Consider the following 18,569-nt stretch of genomic DNA (forward strand, 5'->3'; position numbering starts at 1 on the left):
TGCGTGAATTTAACGTATGATTCAAACAAATTTGACGTGAATTTATACACGTAAACATGTTTTATTATTTTTTATTTAAAAATCACTTTTAAAGGTTTTCCAAAAATAGGATTTTTATTCCATATATTGGAAAGAACTCTATGAGAAACTTTATTTATGTTAATTCCGTCAACAATGTCTGTAGCATCCCAAATCCATACTTTTCCGTTTTTGTCAATTTTATCAAGTATTGCAACGTGATCCATGATGCTATCACCATTTACATCGAAAAAGATTAAATCTCCCTGTTTGGCGCTGCTTGCATCTTCTAATATGACGTTGTATTTAAACAAGGCATCTGCGCTAACGTCATATACAAGTTTTCCCTGATAGACAAAGTGTTTGACACCAAGTTGATTATAAAGATAAACAATTAATCCAGAACAATCAAATCCATTTTTAGGATTTTGCCCACCCCAATGATATGGTATTCCTTCTAATGAAGGTAAAGTTTTAAACCATTTTTCTTTGTCGGCATTTGTAATTGGAACTTGATGGAAATTTTGTGGTATGTGATTTGCTAGAAATATTCCAAAAATTAAGCCTAACACTAATCCAAGCACAAAGTAATTTTCCATTATTTTTCACTATCTCCTTATTGTTATTTGATTTTTTCTTCTATTGGAAGGCTACCATTTTTATTTTACCATTTACACATATGTGGTGGAGAAACTAAAATTGAAAAAACTAAACATCAAAAAAATCGAATTCCTATAGATAGGATACAAACATAACGTTGTAAGTGCTTTTTTGATAAGAAAATACACTTTTAATTAAGTAAACGTTTATTTCATTATCGGAAGTTTTCTAAAGAAATATAAATTTGCTATTTTTTGCTCTTTAATTTATAGATTTTCATCTAAAATAGTTAAAGTGTTTGAATTTTAAGGGAATTAGAAGTATAACATGTATATAACATATAACGAATAACAAAAAACCTGGGCGTATGTTATATTACCCAGGTTATTTCTTACGTTATGCACTTAAAATTTACTTAATGAAAACTTTATGGGTGTAGGATTTGCTAAGTTGTCTGAAACAGGGCATCTTTGCTCGACTTTTTTTAACCATTCATTTAATGTTTCTTCTGAAGCGTTTGTTTCAAGGGAAAGAGAAACATTAATTTGGGTAAATCCCGTTCTATCTTCTGAAGGTTTTCCTAAAAATTTATTTGGATTTAAATCTCCTTCGATATCTATTTTTATTTTTTTTAATTCAAAGCCCATTTCTTTTGCAACCAAATGACCTACAACATTTAAACAGCCTGCAAAAGCTGCTAGAAGATACTCAACGGGATTTGGACCTTCATCTTTTCCCCCAAGGTTTTCAGGTTCATCAATTGTCATTTTAAAATTCCTTGCAGTTACTAGTGTTTTGGTAAAATTTTCACTTTCTGCTGAAACTCCAAATTTTACAAATGCCATATTATCACCTCCTGTATTGATTATAATACTTATCTATAGTGAAGAAATGAATGAATAGTAATTTTTTTGTTGCAGTTAATAAATATATATATTGAATTGTTGTTAAAAAAATCACAAGCAGTAGTAACAATATAATTTTTATCCAGATTAATCGAAAAACTTTTTAGTTATACTAAAAATATTTTTTAAATTATCCCCAAAAATATCTTCCAAGACATCTATGTAAGAAATTTTTTGCAAACTTTCATCGGATTCAGCAAGGTTTTTAAGGTTATAGAAGATTTTGTTATCAAGTTTACCATTATCAACTTCCTTTTTTAAAATCAAAAGTGCTTTTTTGTATGGTAAAGCCTCTCTATATGGTCTAGGTTCAACCAATGCAGAATAATAATCTGCTATAGCTATTATCCGGTTGTAGACATTTAAATATTCATCGGTTAATCCAAAAGGATAGCCTGAGCCGTCCAATCTTTCATGGTGAGCCCCACATAATATGGCTAAATTTTCAAAATTGGAATTATTTAGCATATCAATGGTATCAATGATGTGTTTTTTCATGATTAGTTGTTCTATTTCTGACAAAGGACCAGGCTTGTGCAAGATTTTAAGGGGGGTTTTTAATTTACCAAGATCATGTAAATAACCACCCATTTTTAAAATCATACCGTCTGCTTTTCCCAAAATGTATTCACCTAATTTTTGAGAAACTTTTGAAACAAAGAAGACATGATCTTTTGTTGTTGGACTTCTTATTTCTTGGAGTAATGCTATTATTTTGGTAAAATTTATGCTTTCTCTTAACGATAGATTTACTGAAAAATCTTTAAATGTTTCAAAATGCAGTTTATTATCTACTAATTTGTCAATTATCTTGTAATTTTTAAGTATATTTAGGGAAACTTTCTTGATGTTTTCAGGCATTTTTATCTTTTCAATTTTTTGCCATAGACTAGGAATAACTTCAGCGTAATCTTCAAAGTTTTTAATTTTGAAAAAGTACCAAGAAATAATATCAGATAATTTAATAATACTACCTATAAATCTTTCTTTAGTTTTATCAGAAAATTCGCTGTGATGATATTTTACTGCTTCAACTGCGTCTTTTTCAAGAAATGTAATGTTTTTAATTAGGTAATATGAAATTTTTGGATGTGTATCTATGTTTTCTAAATGTTCTATTTTTGTGAGATCTCCATAATTTAACGAGTTTATTAATTTTAATAATTCGTTTAGTGTGATAAATCCTATGTCATGAAAAAGACCAACGATGAAAACATCATCATAATTTGGTATTCCAAGTTCCTTTGCAAGAAGATAAGAAAACTTTGCAACATGTATTGAGTGTAATACAAAATCTCTATATTCGTTATAACCTATTTCTTTAAAAAGAAGAATAAAGTTTTTTAACGTAAATCTCATTTGCCATCCTCCTAAACAATATTATAACATGTAATGAGAATCGTTTCTAATGTAATTAAAAGACTTTCCCATTGTATTTTTTTAATGTATAATTGACAAAAGGGGGGGATTACATGAAGAGGATAATTTTTGGTGTGGTTGCATTAATCTTTGGGTATTTTGTTTTTGTTTTTTTGGTAAGTGGATATGCTAAATGGTTTTTTAGTGGAATGTATAAAATAGAATTTGCAAATATAGAGCAAAAAATGGATAAAGATGGGGTATTTCACGTACATGAAATAATAACCTTTGAGATGAAAGAACCATTTAGGGGAGTGTATAGAGAAGTACCTCAGAGTAGGGCGGTAAATATAGAAAATGTAAAGCTTTGGATTGAAAATTTTGAAGGTGAATGGGTAGAATTTTTAGAAAAAAATTCAAAGGGATTTAAAGCAAGGGTTTGGATTTCAAAAGCACCTATTTCACCTGAGAAAATGAAACGTGTAGTTTTGCATGTCAAATACGATGCAAAATATGTGTACGAAAAAGGAAAAGATGTTTCTCAAGTATTTAGGAAATTTTGGGGAGAAGATTGGAATTCACCTGTAGAAAATTTAGTAGCACGATTTATCTTTCCGAAAAATGTAAGACTCTTAAAAGTTTATTCACATCCCAAATTAAATGTACAAAAAAAAGGAAATGAATATATATTTAGTGCCAAAAATATCCCTCCTAATACGTTTTTAGAAGCCCGATTTTTGATGGAGAAAATTCCCGTTAAATACCAGTATGAAAATCCTATGTTAACTTTAAAGTCGGCGGAAGAAATTGAAAATGATTTTACAAAAAAATATGTATTTTCGATATTTTTACCGCCTATAACTTTTGCAGTGGTGGTTGTTTTGTTATTTTTGGTATTTAATTTTTTTGGAAAAGAAAAGAAAGTGTCGTATCAAGGTGTATATGAAAGGGAAATACCGTATCCAGATACACCCGATATAGTAAATGCAATAGTTATCAATCAACTAGGAAAAATAGATGAAAATGGAATTAACGCAGTTATCATGGATTTATACAGAAAAGGATTTTTAAATCTTGATAAGAAAGGATATATTGAAGTTTTGGAAAAAGAAGGTAATTTAAACTCAACAGAGGGGTATTTTTATCAATTTTTGAAAAAATATTCCAGAGATGGAATATTTTCATTTTCTGATTTAAAAAAAGCTCTATCAAGAGACAAAAAACTTGCAAAAGAATTTTTGGACGATTTTAAGGTATATAAAACACTTGTTTTGGATGAAGCAAGGTCGAGAAATTACCTTTCGGTGAAGGGAACATATATTTCATACGTAATAGGGATCACTTCCGTTATAGCTTCTTTTCTTTACTTTCTTGTGTTTTTTAAGCAAAACTTTCTCTATCAATTTATTTTTTCAGGGTTGTTGTTTTTAGCAGGTGGTATTACCTTTATATTGCCTAGAGATGTTTTTGGAAGTTGGTCTAAAGAAGGTAGGGAATATTATCTAAAGTGGATCAATTTTATGAAATTTTTGGAAGATTATTCAGCACTTTCCATGTATCCGCCAGAATCAGTTATTTTGTGGGAAGATTATTTAGTTTATGCAACAGCACTTGGTATAGCAGACAAAGTAGAAAAACATTTGAAAAAAGTGGCACCAAAGGAATTTGAAGAAAGTCGGTTATACTATTATCCGTATATGGGCTTTGGTAGACAATTTGTGGTTATGTCTACAGTTGCAACGAGTGCCGTTTCAGCATCTTCGTCTAATACGTTTAGTGGTGGAGCAGGAGGTGTAGGTGGTGGCTCCGGTGGCGGAGGCGGCGGAGCATTTTAAAAAATGGAGGTGGAGATTTTGATTTGGGTAATTTTGATTGTTGCATTTATTGTTGTGTTATACAACGATTTAGTTAAATTGAAAAAGTTAGTGGAAAATGCCTGGAGTCAAATCGATGTACAATTAAAAAGGAGACACGATTTGATACCAAATCTTGTCAATTCTGTAAAGGGGTATATGAAATTTGAACAGGAGACGTTGGAAAAAGTTATGAAAGCTAGAGCCGCTGCTATTTCTAGCGAAGATATGAATGAAAAGATAAAAAGTGAGAATGAAATTACAGGTCTTCTATCAAGACTTTTTGCACTTGTGGAAAATTATCCCGAGTTAAAGGCAAATGAAAATGTAAAGCAATTAATGGAGGAACTAAAAAAAACAGAGGATAAAATAGCATATGCAAGGCAATTTTACAACGATATAGTTATGAAATACAACACAAGAATCTCAGTCTTTCCAACAAATATAGTTGCAAAGATGTTTAATTTTAAAGAAGCATCATTTTTTAAAATTGAAGAAGTGGAAAGGGAAGTTCCAAATGTAGATATTTAAAAAAAGAGTGTGGGGGGTGTCCTTTTGAAAACGGTAGTTGTTTTAGATTATGGTTCACAGTACACACAACTTATTGTCAGAAGAATCAGGGAAAAAGGTTATTATGCAGAACTTTTGCCTTGGGATGCAACAGAAGAAGAAATAAAATCTTTGAATCCTTCTTCTGTTATACTTTCCGGTGGACCATCGAGTGTATATGAAAAAGATGCACCTTATGTTCCAGATTTTATTTTAAATTTGAAAGTGCCCATATTGGGGATTTGTTATGGCCTTCAGGCATTAGTTTACAAGTTTGGAGGAAAGGTGGAAAAATCAGAAAAAAGGGAATTTGGGCATGCATTTTTAAAGGTGAAAAAAGATCCTTTATTTGAAGAATTACCCGAAAAGTTTGATGTTTGGATGAGTCACTCAGATAGAGTTGAAAAACTTCCAGAAGGTTTCTACGTCATTGGTGAAAGTGAAAATTCACCTTTTGCCGCTGTGAGAAACAAAGAGGGAACTATTTATGGGGTGCAATTTCACCCGGAAGTGACACATACGCAATTTGGAAGTAAAATTTTGGAAAATTTTGTCTCAAAAATAGCAAAGATGCCTAAAAATTGGCAGATGAGTGACTTTGTAAAAGATAAGATAAGAGAAATAAGACAAATTGTGGGAAATGATAAAGTTATACTTGGTTTGTCTGGTGGAGTAGATTCATCTGTAGTTGCAATGCTTTTGCATAAAGCAATTGGGAAAAATTCCATTCCAATTTTTGTTGATACGGGACTTTTGAGGTTAAATGAAAGAGAAGAGGTGGAAGAAAAATTTAGAAATTTAGGAATAGAGATATTCGTTGTAGATGCAAAAGAAAGGTTTTTGAGTGCTTTGGAAGGAGTGGAAGATCCTGAAGAAAAAAGAAAGATAATTGGTCATACTTTCATAGATATTTTTTATGAAACTTCTATGAATCTACTTAAAGAGCATGGAAATATTAAATATTTGGCACAAGGGACGTTATACCCCGATATTATTGAAAGTAAAGTAAGCGAAAGAAAATCTGCGGCAAAGATAAAGACACATCACAATGTAGGGGGGCTCCCTGAGAAATTACCTTTTAAAATAATAGAACCTTTGAGGTATCTTTTCAAAGACGAAGTAAGAAAATTGGGAAAGATATTGGGTTTACCAGATGATATGATTAATAGACATCCATTCCCTGGACCAGGACTTGCCGTAAGAATAGTAGGAAAAATCACAAAAAGATCTGTTGAAATACTACAACAAGCAGATTACATATTTATAGAAGAATTGAAGAAAAATGGTTTGTATGAGAAAGTTTGGCAGGCATTTGCCGTATTTCTTCCCATAAAATCTGTAGGGGTTATGGGAGATTATAGAACGTATGAAAATGTAATAGCATTAAGGGCGGTAAATAGTTTTGATGGTATGACTGCAGATTGGTCAAAACTACCACATGAATTTTTAAATAAAGTTGCAAAAAGAATAATAAATGAGGTTGAAGGAGTAAATAGAGTAGTTTACGATATTACCTCAAAACCACCTGCAACTATAGAATGGGAGTAGTATAACACCCCGCTGGGGTGTTATACTATTTCAAGTATGAATTTACCAGATTTTTCGATAGTGGACTTTACTTTAAATTTAATTGGAAATTTAAAGATAGGTCCATCATATACAAAGGTGTGGTATTCTCCATTTTCACCACATACATCTATTCCCATTTTTTCAAATTCTTCTATTAAATCTAATGACAAGTCTCTACCTAGAAAATTTTTGAGTTCTTTTTTGATGGATATTATTTTTGCTTTGAATCCAAGCAAGAGAAACTCTTTAACTATGTCTTTTCTTTTACGTTGCCAAAGGGGTTCAAATACTTTTACGTTTTTCTTTGAACATACGTTTTTTACCCAATCTAAGTGTGCTTGTAAATCAATATCTCCAAATATTCCAATACCACTGTATGCGTATTCTTCTAGGAATTTAAGAAAGTTTTTTTCATAGTTTTCCCAGCTACTACTTTTAGTTATAAGTGGTAACCCCAAGCTTTTTGCTTGTTGTTCCAATATGTGTTTTGGTAGGCCGTGGGCCCTTGAATGAATCTTATCTTCTGATAACATTGTAAATAGATAATCAATCGTTGTAAATTTTTTAAGACCGTAGTACAAGGCAAGTGTGGAATCTTTTCCTCCACTCCATGAACAAAATACTTTTCCCATTTTATTGATCGCTTCCTTTTGAAACATTTGCAGATTCGAATGTAGCCATTTCCCTTATCATTTTTATCGCAGCTTCGATCAGGTACATAGAAAGTACCGCACCTGTACCTTCTCCAAGACGCATATCTAAATCTAAAATAGGTCTTTCGTTTATTGAATCTAGTATTACTTTATGTCCTTTTACTTTGGACTTATGACCAAAGAGGACGTAATCTTTTACCTTTTTATCTATATGATATGCTATGAGAAATCCCGCTGTAGTGGGAAAACCATCTATAACTACTGGTATTTTTTCTTCAACTGCTTGGAGTATAAATCCTGCCATTTCTCCTATGCAATAGCTCCCCACTTTTGAAAGGACGTCTATGGAATCTGATGGATTGGGATTGTTTACTTTTATCGCCTTTTCCACAACTTGTTTTTTTCTTTTTAGTTTTTCGTTGTCTATAGGAGTACCTATATCTAGTATTTCATCTAGATTAAATCCAAAAGCAGCTGCAATTGCAGTTGCAGTGGTAGTGTTTCCTATTCCCATATCACCTATAGCCAGTAAGTCTGCACCTTCATTAATTGCATCTTTTGCAATTTTTTGTCCATACTCTACGGATTTTAACGCATCATCTTTTGACATAGCAGGACCTTTTGTGAAATTTTTTGTACCATATCCCACTTTCTTTACTATTAAAGATGGATGTTGATCAAAATCATAGTCAACTCCTGCATCAACAACATAGACTTTTGCCCCCACGTGTTTTGAAAAAACGTTAATTGCCGCTCCTTGGTTTAAGAAGTTAAAGACCATTTGAAAGGTTACTTCTTTTGGATATGCCGAAACTTTCTCTTCTACCACTCCATGATCTCCTGCAAATACGTAAACCCTTTTGTCGTTAAAAAGTTCTGGAAGTTCTTTTTCTTGGATAAGAGAAATTTTTAATGCTATTTCTTCTAAGTATCCAAGACTTCCTACAGGCTTTGTAAGGTTGTTTAGTCTGTTGATAACTTTCTCTCTAAGTGTCATTTTATCCCCTCCTATAAACAAAAACTTCCACAAAAAGCCCTGAGCTTTTGTGGAATTTATACATCCAAGATAGGTTTCCCGGCTCCCGGATCATCCTACTTTCTGCACCTTCCCAGGTTTCCCCCAGTGGTATTTGCAGATTTCGTCCCCGGTTACGGTTGCTGGGCAGCCCCGGATTTTCACCGGTGTTCCCTTTTCTTGGATGTTTTTAGTATAAATTTTCTCTAAAATTATACCACAGTATCTATAATATTTAGGTCTTGATTTAGTAACACAAACTTAGCATCATATCCTATTTTGATCCGTCCTGTGTCTATTTTTAAATTTTTAAGTGCGTTAAAAGAAGATACCCATGAGAGTTCTTTTAGAGAGCAATTGGTGGCCTTTTTGAAATTTTTGAGCCCATCTATGAATTTTAGTGTGCTTCCTGCAAGGGTTCCATCTTCAAGCCTTGCTATATTATCTTTTACCTTTACAAGAAGATTTCCCAGTGTGTAAATACCATCGCCAAGTCCTGTGGCTGATATACTATCTGTAATAAGGATAATTTTTTTTGCACCTAGTGTTTGGTATACTAATTTTAAAAATTCAGGAGATGAATGTACAAAATCTGCAATTATCTCAACGTACGGTTTGTGTAAAAAAACACCACCTACAATGCCAACTTCTCTGTGATGTAACGTAGATAGGGCATTGGGAAAGTGTGTAATTCTTTTAACATCAAGGTCAAAGAACTCTTTAAAAATCTTGTAATTTGCATTTGAATGTCCAATTGAAGGAACAATATTGTTTTTTCTTAATTTTTCCAGTAGATCCTTTGAATTGGGAAGTTCTGGTGCAAAACTTAAAATTTTTACATTTTTAAGTTGTGGAAGTGCATCGTTAAATGATTGTATATATGCTTTGTTTTGAGCTCCCGCTTTCTTTTTATTTAAAAAAGGGCCTTCAAAGTGCAATCCCATAAGGGAAGAGTGCGTGGCATTTGAAAAATTTTGTGTTACATTATTTAGTACTTCAAAAGAATGAGAAACGGTAGTGGGAAAAAGATATGTAACACCGTTAGATAGAACCTTATTCCCCCAAATGTTAAAATCTTTATCTGTTGCAGTCATACAATCTATTCCCATATATCCGTGGGTGTGTGTATCCACAAATCCTGGCATTAATAAAAGTTTGGGAGTACAGTCGTATTTTTTTACATTTATTATCTTTTTATCAAATTCTATATCTCCTGTAAATTCTCCTTCAATTGGATCAACTATGAGTGCTTTTTCTATTATCATATAATACCTCCTATATTTTCACACTTTTCGATAAATTTTCAGGTCTATCTGGATTTAACCCCTCTGATATAGCCTTTTTGTAGGCTAGTATTTGTAAGAAAATAACCCTCAACGGAGTTTCAAATCCGCTATTGTATTTAATATCTATATCTCCATCTTTTCCCAAATATATAACTTTGGTGTATTTTTCCAAATCTTTCTTTAATGTGTGTTCGTATTTTGTGTCTTTTGAATTAATGATCACTAATGTTTTGTCGGTTAATTTGGAAATAGGTCCATGTCTATATTCTAAGGGTTCGTGAAATTCTACAAATTGTTTTGCCATCTCTTGTATTTTTAATGCCCCCTCTTTTGATATACCATATTCTTCGTCAAAGCCTAGAAATACAAAATGATTGTATTTTTTTAAATCTATTTTTTCAAGATAATCGTTACTTTTCTCGATTATTTTCTTTGCCATGTTTGAGATTTCTCCATTTTTTATCAAAAAATATAAAATAGCCGTAAATGATCCAGTCATTACTATACTTTCCTCGTGAAGAAAATCAAAAGTAAAAGTTTGATCACATACTTTTTCAAGTGAGGAATTTTTTTCGCAAGTTATACCTATTGTAAGTATGCCGTTTTTCTTAAACTTTTCTGCAGAAAGTACTGTTTCTGTTGACTCTCCTGTTCGAGAGATAAATATTCCAATATCGCATTTTGGTGTGTAATCCAACGCGAGAATTTTACCACCAGTTAGAGTTTCCGAATTAACTTTGAGTATTTTTGAGGCGGTAAAGGCAAGATTATACGACGAACCACAGCCTACAAATACGTATTTTTTGTTGCTTGAAAATTCGATAGAATAATTTTCTATTTTTTTCAAAAGTTCAGGTGTGCGCATTATTTCATTATATGTGTAATTCATCCCTTTAGAGCCCCCTTTGTGATACCAGAGATTATATGTTTTTGAAAAGCTAAAAAGATGATTATAACTGGTATTCCGATTATGGAAGAAGCAGCCATAAGTCTTGGCCAATCTATTTGGTTTAGTTTTTGATACAGCGCAAGACCTACTTGAACGGTTCTCATTTCGCGAGAGTTTGTCATAACTAGTGGATAGAAAAGTGCGTTCCAACTTGAAATAAATGTGTTAATAGCCATTACTGCAATTGCAGGTTTTGATAGGGGAAATACTATTTTGAAAAGTATTTGAAATGTATTTGCTCCATCTACGTATGCAGCTTGTTCAAGTTCAATTGGTAGTTGTTCTATGTATTGTTTTAATAAAAACACGCTAAATGGTGTAACAAGCATAGGTACAGTGAGTGCAAAATATGTATCTATCCATCCGATATTTTTCATGAGTATGAATATGGGGATTATTGTAATTTGTGGTGGTATCATCATTGTCATTAAAATTATTGAAAAAAGTAAATTTTTTCCAAAAAAGTTTCTCCTTGCAAAAGCGTATGCAACCATTGTTGAAAATATAATATTTCCTATTACTACAACTGTTGAGACAATAAGACTATTTAATATGTATCTTGTAAACATATCTTCTTTTAATACATTTACAAAATTCAGTAATGTTGGAAATTTGTAAATGAGTTTTACATCATCAAGGTAATGTTTGTCCGAAAAATGAAAAACTATTTTAGATACGTATTTTAAGTTAATTTCACCAAAGTTAGTTAAAATATACTTTTTCCAATCTTTACTTCCGGAAAATTCTTTTCTTATACTTTTTCCAAAAGCATCGAATATTTCTATGGAAAAATTTTCCCTTCCTTTTGCCCAGAATTCTAGTTGTTTTGCAACGCGCATGTCGAGTTTATTTGTTAATAGAACTATTGTTCCATTTGTTAATATTGATTTTGTACTTTGAGGTGAGTCATTAACTAATGTGAATTGACCGTTTAATTTTCTCCTTAAATAACTTTTGTATTTTATCTCAAAATCGTTTATATACCTTTCTTTTATTATCTTTGTAAGGTTGCCACTAGGTATAACTGCAGTGTAGAACATTGATAGCATGGGAAATAAAGAAATAAACAAAAGTACAAACATTGTTGTAAGAAGTATAACTTTTTTCATATGTTTTCACTCCTGAGTAATCTACCTTGTATTAGAGTAATAGTAAGTATTATAAGCACTAAGATATATGCTATTGCAGATGCATACCCCATTTCAAAGTTTCTAAATCCCACTATGTAGAGATAATGTACTATTGTTTGTGTGGCATTCATCGGGCCTCCCCCAGTCATTGTGAATATTTCCGAGAAGATTTGAAAGGAACGTATAGTATTTAACGCTATGACAAAGTATAAAGTGGGCTTTAAAAGTGGGAGCGTTATTTTAAAAAACATTTTGCTTTTACTTGCACCGTCTATTTCTGCTGCTTCGTATAACTGCTCGGGAATACTTTGAAGACCTGCAAGAAATAGTATGGTATAATATCCAATAGCCGCCCAAATATCCATGATCATTATAGATAAAAGTGCTGTTTTGGTGTGTGCAAGCCAGCTTGTGGGAATGGGAGAACTTCCAAATAATTCAAGCATTTTATTGAAAAAGCCATCAGCACTATAAAGGTACATCCATATAGTTGATATAACTACCATGGAAATTACAGATGGAAGGAAAAATCCTGCTTTAAATAAATCTTTTAAAGGTAGAAATTTACTGTTTATTAAAACTGCAAGTAATAACGAGAATGTTGTTGTAAATGGAATTGTACCAACTACAAATATAACGGTATTCTTAAGGGCTTTTAAGAATATTTCATCGTGAAAAGCGCGAATGTAATTTTTTAGACCAACAAAATCAAAATCCGAACTTAAAGCGGAATAATTTGTAAAACTCATGAAGAAAGAGTGTAATATGGGAAATAACCCAAATATTGCAAATAATATTAAAAAAGGAGATAATAAAAAGAACGTTTCAATTTTGTATTTTGCTTTTTTCTTCAAACCAACCACCCCAGAATCCCCTGCCATTGAGGCAGGGGAATTTTTTATTCACCATCTAATATTTTTTGAATCTTTAGGTTATACTCAAAGAGTGTAGAATCAATATCTGTATTTTCTAGTATCATTTTTTCAATTGCCTCTGTTAATACTGCTTGAACTTTTGGCCATGCTGGAATAGAAGGTACAGGTTTTGCGTATGTGTTTTGCTCGTAGAAAACCTTATGCATAGGATGATCGTTAAACCATGGATCTTTTCCCGCTTCAACATGTGATGGGAATATTGCTGGCCAAATCATGGCAACTTCCATGGCAATATCAGGTCTAATTAAAAATTTTACCAATTTTTGTGCGGCTTCTTTATTCTTTGAGTGTTTCATTATTGCAAGAACTTCTGCTCCTGCAAAGGATGCATGTGTACCGTACCATGAGGCGGGCTTTGGTATAAATACAACGTTAAAAGGTGTTTCAGGATAATTTGTTTCAAGGTAGTCAATATCCCATGCGCCACTTACGTACATACCAATCTTTCCTTCTCCGAATGCTTTGGCAAGATCTGCTTGTTTTGTCTTAAGAGAATATTTGGAAAGTGCTTTGTAAAATTGTGCTGTTTCTTTTACTTTACACGAGGTTAAAAGCGCCCTTTTTCCATCTTCGGAGATTATATCTCCTCCAGTTCCCCATACTGCAGGTAAGAACCATTGTTGCCATGGACTGTAGCTTTCGCCTGCAGGCATACCAAATCCGTATATTTCATCGCCTAGTGCATCAATTTTTTCGGCTGCTCTGTATAGGTCTTCCCAAGTTTCAGGTGGAATATCTGGATTTAAACCTGCTTTTTCAAAAAGTTCCATGTTGTAAAAGAGTGCCCTTGTTCCAAGGAGCCAAGGAACTGCCCAGTATTTTCCGTGGTATTTTACCGTATCCCAACCTACGTAGTTTTTTCCATATTGATTGAAGAATAAATCCATGTTTTCAAGTGCATTTCTTTCTGCAAAGTTTGCAACCCAAGTGTTTCCCAATTCTACTACATCTAGTGATTCTCCTCCTGCAATTGCTGTAACTATTTTGTCAAAACCATTTGCCCAAGAAAGTTGTACGTATTCTACTTCAATATCTGGGTTTTCCTCCATGAATTTGTTCAAAATCATCTTTGCATGTTCATCGTTCATCATAAATCCCCAAAATGTAAGCTTGGTTTTTGCAAAACTAAATACAACGATCAAAGCAAAAAAGATGACAAAAAGCTTTTTCATAATAATCCCTCCCCTTTTAAAAGTTTAAGAGCATGGTATATAGAGATTAATTTTGAAGAGTTTAAAGAGATGTATTCATTGATGTTTTTTATTTTATTTCTCAAAAATACGTATATTACCCTTTTTGCGTTTAGCCTTTCTACTTTATCCAATACAAAGTACACTACTGTATCTTCTGATGAAATATTGTTACTTTCTTTGTATATTTTTGCATTTGGAAATTCATCTAAAATTAGCTTTCTTAAATGCTTTAAATCGTTTTTGGATGTGTCTGCAAGACTCAAGTTTTTTGGAAATGGTATTAAGAATACGGGATTTTCTATAGGGAGCTTTACGTTAAAAGTTATTGCTTCTTTTGCAGCATGTGATAGAAATTTGGTGGGATAGGTTTTTTCAACGTATTTTTCCTTTATCTTTTCGATCTTTTTGATTTTTTCGTTTAAAAGTTCTTTGTCTAATTCTTCTGTTTTAACCATTGAAATGAATGTATCGTAAAAGTATGAATAATTTTCAAAATCTCCTATTAAAATAACATCTCCTCCTGCTTCAAAGAATTTTTTTATTACTTCTTTTGGTGTATGATTCTTGTACAATGCTTTCATTTCAAATGCGTCTGAAATTACCAATCCTTTGTACTCAAATTCTTTTTTTAAGATATCGGTGATTAATTTTTTTGAAAGAGTTGCTATATTTTCATTGTCTATTTTTGGATAAAGTACGTGCGCAGTCATTATAAAATCTACATTTGGAGAAAGGTTTTTAAAGAGCATCATATCTTTGTCGTATTTTTCAAAGTTTTCTACTATAGGAAGGGTGTAATGTGAATCTGATCTTGCTTTACCATGGCCAGGGAAGTGTTTTAAGGTAGGTGCTATGTTGTTTTCAAGAAGACCTTTGATAAATTCTTTTGCCGATTTTTCCACAATTTCGTGTTTATCTGAAAACGTCCTAAAACCTGTCACGTGACTTGATACATTATATTTTACATCTATAACTGGTGCGAATACCATGTTAAATCCATGCAACTTCAACATATTTCCCAGGTATTTTCCATAATTGTATGAGTGATTTGTCTTTCCAAGTGCCATATTTCCTGGAGAAGGAAATATGTTTGGTACAGTTTCAAGCTGTCCACCTTCGTGATCAGAAGAGATAAAAAAACTATACCCTTTTTCAAATAGTGAATAAATTCTTTCTATATTTATTTGAAGTGTATAAATATCTTTCATATTTTCGGGGTATAAGATTACTCCACATGGATTTATTTTTTCAATAATGTTTTGGTTAAAATTATTTTGAAAACCAATAAAAAATAAATTGCCAAATTTATCCATTAGGTCACCTTCTTTAAAAAATATTTTATTCCATCATCTGTTGAAAAGATGTTTTTTAGAGTTTTTATTGCAACACCTTCTGCATTTACAAATTTCTTTCCTTTTTCAATTAATACATCGAGCTGTCTTTTGTTTTCAAGGTATATTTCCTCTTTAATAAAATTTTTAAGTATTTTTATTTGAGGATGTAAGGTTATGTTCCCGCCAATAACGACTAGCTCTGGATCAAAAATACTTGTTAAAAATGCTATTTTTTTTGAAATAAATTTTAAAGAATCCTTAATGTCGATTATGGTAAACTTTGAGAAAGAAAGCCTTTGATCAGTAAGTGTTTTATTTATCTTGTATTCACCTGATAGATGATTTGTTCCATACACAGGTAATCCATTAAGAATAATACCTACACCAAACCCAACAGGTTCGTTTATAAAATATGGAACTGATAGTTGAAAATATAGTATAGAGCTTTTTAACAAGGAATATTTTAAAGCACCGCATATGGCGTCTTTTTCCACAAAGATAGGAATTGAAAAGTGATTGTTGAAATTTAAGTTTTTAATATTTAATGCTTCAGAATATACTACAGTGTTATTTTTAACAATACCTGGTATTGAAATTCCAATAGCGATTATCTCTTCATTTTTTAAGATGATTTTATTTATCTCATCTATTATATTTTCAGAGGATATTTTTTTTGATATTTTCTTTTTAAATATTATTTCTGAAAAAAGATTTGTTTTAATGTACTCAATCCCATCTTGCTCAATGGATATGCCAAGTATATATGATAAGTCTTTATTAAAGGAATATACTACGGTCTTTCGCCCACCTTGTGAGGATGCGGGTAATTCCTTTGTCTTTACTAAAATGTTTAAGTCTCTTAATTTTGAAATATTTCTCGAAACAGTTGATTTTTCAAGGTTTAACTTTTCAGAAAGTATTTTTGCGGTAACAACTTTTTCCTTCCAAGAAAATTCAATAATTTTTTTCAGCGATTTTGTAACCATACTTCCCTCCTATTAGTTGGTTGTTTCAATCAACTAACTAAATTATATAAAAAATAAAAAATAATTCAAAAGATAAAATGGGCAAAATATATTCAATTAAAAAGGAAAAATGAAAAAAATCTTTTAAAAACAAAGATTTGTAAAAAAATTCCCCTCAAAAGAGGGGAATTTCTTATTACCACCATTTTTGAAGCTCGAATTTTAACTTTAGATCATCAGAAACTTCTGGTAAATTCTTTTGAACTTTAGCAGCCTCTACATCTCCGCCGGTATATTCGATCGTAAAATTATAAACTCCATTGGTTCCGCTATTTGGAGCAGTTAAACTAAAACTACCCGGAACATTGCTTAAATAACCTGCGTCTTTTAGTTTTTCTAAAGTTAACCCTGAAATATCGGTATCATTAGGTGTTTCTGTGTTAAACCAATTTTCAACAGCAGATTTGATAGCTTTGAAATTTTGAGCTACTTGACTTGCTTTTGCTGATTTTACAGCGTTGAGTGCAAGTGGTGTTGCAACGGATAGTAATGCAGCTATAACTGCCAGAACTATTAAAAGTTCTACAAGTGTAAATCCTTTTTTCATCTTCATACCTATCCCTCCTAAATTTGGTTTTGCTATTTTATTATACCAAACAATTATCATTTCTTCAAGTTTTATTTTGTGTTAATAACGAGTTTTTGTGTTTTTAAAATTTATAATAAAATAAGTGTTTATCAATTATTTTATACGCTTTTTGTGCATAAGTGTAATAATATTATTTTGAAAAAATAGTATATTTGTTTAGAATTTTGATTGATTTTTATATTAATTTTAAATGCTAACAAAAATGGAAAAAGGATAAGTTTTGAGGTGGAAATTGTTTTAAATTGGGAATAAATGTGATTTTTGAGGTTTTTATTAAGCTATATAGATGTTAGAATATAACTGGAGTAAAAAGAGTGGGAGGGATGCTTGTGTGGGAAAATGTAAAGAAAGTGGATCCAGAAATATATGATGTTATTTTAAATGAATGGGAGAGACAAGAGTATGGTCTTGAACTTATTGCTTCTGAGAATTTTACATCACTTGCAGTTATTGAAGCAATGGGTAGTGTGTTAACGAATAAATATGCAGAGGGATATCCAGGTAGAAGGTATTATGGTGGTTGTGAGTGGGTGGATGTTGCGGAAAAGCTAGCAAGGGATAGGGCAAAAGAACTTTTTAATGTAAAATATGCAAATGTCCAACCGCATTCTGGATCACAAGCTAATATGGGTGCTTACTTTGCAGTTTCAGAACCTAAAGATACGATTATGGGAATGTCTCTAAGTCATGGAGGACACCTTACCCACGGTGCATCCGTTAATTTTTCAGGTAGAATATACAACGTTGTTCCGTACGGTGTTGATCCAGAAACGGAAGTTATAAATTACGATATGGTAAGAGATTTGGCAATTAAGCATAAGCCAAAAATCATTATAGCAGGTGGGAGTGCGTATTCAAGGATAATAGATTTTAAGAAATTTAGGGAAATTGCAGATGAAATCGGGGCATATTTAATTGTTGATATGGCACACTTTGCAGGGTTGGTTGCAGCGGGACTATACCCAAATCCAGCAGAATATGCACATATAGTTACAAGTACTACTCACAAAACTTTGAGAGGTCCAAGAGGTGGAATGATTTTAACAAATGATAAAGAAATTTATAAAGCGATAAATAAATCTATATTCCCTGGAATTCAAGGCGGACCTTTAATGCACGTTATTGCTGCAAAAGCTGTTTGTTTCAAAGAAGCACTAACAGAAGAGTTTAAAGAGTATCAGAAACAAGTTGTAAAAAATGCAAAAAAATTAGCAGAAGAATTGGAAAAGAGAGGACTTAGAATTGTTTCAGGAGGAACCGATACCCACTTAATGTTAGTGGATTTAAACCCACTTAACGTTACGGGAAAAGCTGCGGAAATTGCACTTGGAAAATGTCATATAACCGTGAATAAAAACACTATTCCAAATGAAACAAGATCCCCATTTGTAGCAAGTGGTATAAGACTTGGAACACCTGCTTTAACTACCAGGGGAATGAAGGAAGCGGAAATGGAGGAAATAGCAGAACTAATAGTTACCGTTTTGAAAAATGTAAAAGATGAAGAAGGAAATGTATCTGATGATATTGTTGAAAAAGTACAAAATAATGTAAAAGATTTGTGTAAAAGGTTCCCATTGTACGAAGGTAAGATAAAATTATAAGGC

At 32.0% G+C, this 18,569-nt stretch carries 17 protein-coding genes and 1 riboswitch; of the genes, 4 read left to right on the plus strand and 13 right to left on the minus strand.

Annotated elements, in window-relative coordinates; translation table 11 throughout:
• Positions 1-71: 71 nt before the first annotated feature.
• From XJ44_RS04810 to XJ44_RS04820, 3 genes are all read right to left on the minus strand, one after another.
• On the minus strand, positions 72-617 hold the full coding sequence (locus XJ44_RS04810) for a C40 family peptidase (protein ID WP_075665878.1): 546 nt from the start codon (positions 615-617) through the stop codon (positions 72-74).
• Between the two features lie 405 nt (positions 618-1,022).
• Positions 1,023-1,463 (minus strand): OsmC family protein, encoded by a 441-nt coding sequence (locus XJ44_RS04815; protein WP_075665879.1) that lies wholly within the window; start codon positions 1,461-1,463, stop codon positions 1,023-1,025.
• A gap of 147 nt (positions 1,464-1,610) precedes the next feature.
• Positions 1,611-2,882 carry an HD domain-containing phosphohydrolase gene (locus XJ44_RS04820; RefSeq protein ID WP_077198252.1) on the minus strand — a complete coding sequence of 424 codons (1,272 nt, stop codon included), beginning with the start codon at positions 2,880-2,882 and terminating at the stop codon, positions 1,611-1,613.
• A gap of 113 nt (positions 2,883-2,995) precedes the next feature.
• On the opposite strand from XJ44_RS04820, the gene XJ44_RS04825 reads away from it, so the two are divergent.
• Genes XJ44_RS04825 through guaA form a run of 3 tightly spaced genes read left to right on the plus strand, consistent with a single transcriptional unit; the run spans position 2,996 to position 6,832 of the window.
• A complete protein-coding gene (locus tag XJ44_RS04825; protein WP_077198253.1) occupies positions 2,996-4,717 on the plus strand; it encodes a DUF2207 domain-containing protein in 1,722 nt (573 codons plus the stop codon).
• Positions 4,718-4,726: 9 nt separating this feature from the next.
• A complete protein-coding gene (locus XJ44_RS04830; protein WP_233119519.1) occupies positions 4,727-5,266 on the plus strand; it encodes a LemA family protein in 540 nt (179 codons plus the stop codon).
• Positions 5,267-5,290: 24 nt separating this feature from the next.
• Positions 5,291-6,832 (plus strand): glutamine-hydrolyzing GMP synthase, encoded by a 1,542-nt coding sequence (guaA, locus tag XJ44_RS04835; protein WP_077198255.1) that lies wholly within the window; start codon positions 5,291-5,293, stop codon positions 6,830-6,832.
• A gap of 20 nt (positions 6,833-6,852) precedes the next feature.
• On the opposite strand, the gene XJ44_RS04840 is transcribed toward guaA, so the two are convergent.
• The 10 genes from XJ44_RS04840 to XJ44_RS04885 form a co-directional block, all read right to left on the minus strand.
• The gene (locus tag XJ44_RS04840) at positions 6,853-7,485 is read right to left on the minus strand and encodes a Dph6-related ATP pyrophosphatase (RefSeq protein WP_075665884.1); all 633 of its coding nucleotides are present in this window, start codon (positions 7,483-7,485) and stop codon (positions 6,853-6,855) included.
• Between the two features lies 1 nt (position 7,486).
• Positions 7,487-8,503 (minus strand): nicotinate-nucleotide--dimethylbenzimidazole phosphoribosyltransferase, encoded by a 1,017-nt coding sequence (cobT, locus tag XJ44_RS04845; protein WP_077198400.1) that lies wholly within the window; start codon positions 8,501-8,503, stop codon positions 7,487-7,489.
• Between the two features lie 51 nt (positions 8,504-8,554).
• Positions 8,555-8,755, minus strand: a riboswitch (cobalamin riboswitch).
• Positions 8,734-9,786: an N-acetylglucosamine-6-phosphate deacetylase gene (gene nagA / locus XJ44_RS04850; RefSeq protein ID WP_077198256.1), complete on the minus strand. Its 1,053-nt coding sequence runs from the start codon at positions 9,784-9,786 to the stop codon at positions 8,734-8,736. (Overlaps the previous riboswitch by 22 nt.)
• 10 nt (positions 9,787-9,796) lie before the next feature.
• Positions 9,797-10,696 (minus strand): SIS domain-containing protein, encoded by a 900-nt coding sequence (locus tag XJ44_RS04855; RefSeq protein WP_077198257.1) that lies wholly within the window; start codon positions 10,694-10,696, stop codon positions 9,797-9,799.
• On the minus strand, positions 10,693-11,865 hold the full coding sequence (locus tag XJ44_RS04860) for a carbohydrate ABC transporter permease (protein ID WP_077198258.1): 1,173 nt from the start codon (positions 11,863-11,865) through the stop codon (positions 10,693-10,695). The genes XJ44_RS04855 and XJ44_RS04860 overlap by 4 nt, the downstream gene beginning before the upstream one ends.
• Entirely contained in the window at positions 11,862-12,749 is an 888-nt protein-coding gene (locus XJ44_RS04865) for a carbohydrate ABC transporter permease (protein WP_084758769.1), read from the minus strand. The genes XJ44_RS04860 and XJ44_RS04865 overlap by 4 nt, the downstream gene beginning before the upstream one ends.
• Before the next feature lie 35 nt (positions 12,750-12,784).
• A complete protein-coding gene (locus tag XJ44_RS04870) occupies positions 12,785-13,993 on the minus strand; it encodes an extracellular solute-binding protein (RefSeq protein ID WP_077198259.1) in 1,209 nt (402 codons plus the stop codon).
• Positions 13,990-15,327, minus strand: a complete 1,338-nt coding sequence (locus XJ44_RS04875; protein WP_077198260.1) for a glycoside hydrolase family 3 N-terminal domain-containing protein — start codon at positions 15,325-15,327, stop codon at positions 13,990-13,992. Before XJ44_RS04875 ends, XJ44_RS04870 begins: the two co-directional genes overlap by 4 nt.
• Positions 15,327-16,334 carry an ROK family transcriptional regulator gene (locus XJ44_RS04880; protein WP_077198261.1) on the minus strand — a complete coding sequence of 336 codons (1,008 nt, stop codon included), beginning with the start codon at positions 16,332-16,334 and terminating at the stop codon, positions 15,327-15,329. Before XJ44_RS04880 ends, XJ44_RS04875 begins: the two co-directional genes overlap by 1 nt.
• A 175-nt stretch (positions 16,335-16,509) precedes the next feature.
• A complete protein-coding gene (locus tag XJ44_RS04885) occupies positions 16,510-16,920 on the minus strand; it encodes a type II secretion system protein (RefSeq protein ID WP_077198402.1) in 411 nt (136 codons plus the stop codon).
• Between the two features lie 371 nt (positions 16,921-17,291).
• Here XJ44_RS04885 and glyA point away from each other — a divergent pair, with 371 nt between their 5' ends.
• Positions 17,292-18,566 (plus strand): serine hydroxymethyltransferase, encoded by a 1,275-nt coding sequence (gene glyA / locus XJ44_RS04890; RefSeq protein WP_077198262.1) that lies wholly within the window; start codon positions 17,292-17,294, stop codon positions 18,564-18,566.
• Positions 18,567-18,569: the final 3 nt, after the last annotated feature.

The sequence above is a fragment of the Thermosipho affectus genome, from assembly GCF_001990485.1.
Taxonomy (GTDB): domain Bacteria; phylum Thermotogota; class Thermotogae; order Thermotogales; family Fervidobacteriaceae; genus Thermosipho; species Thermosipho affectus.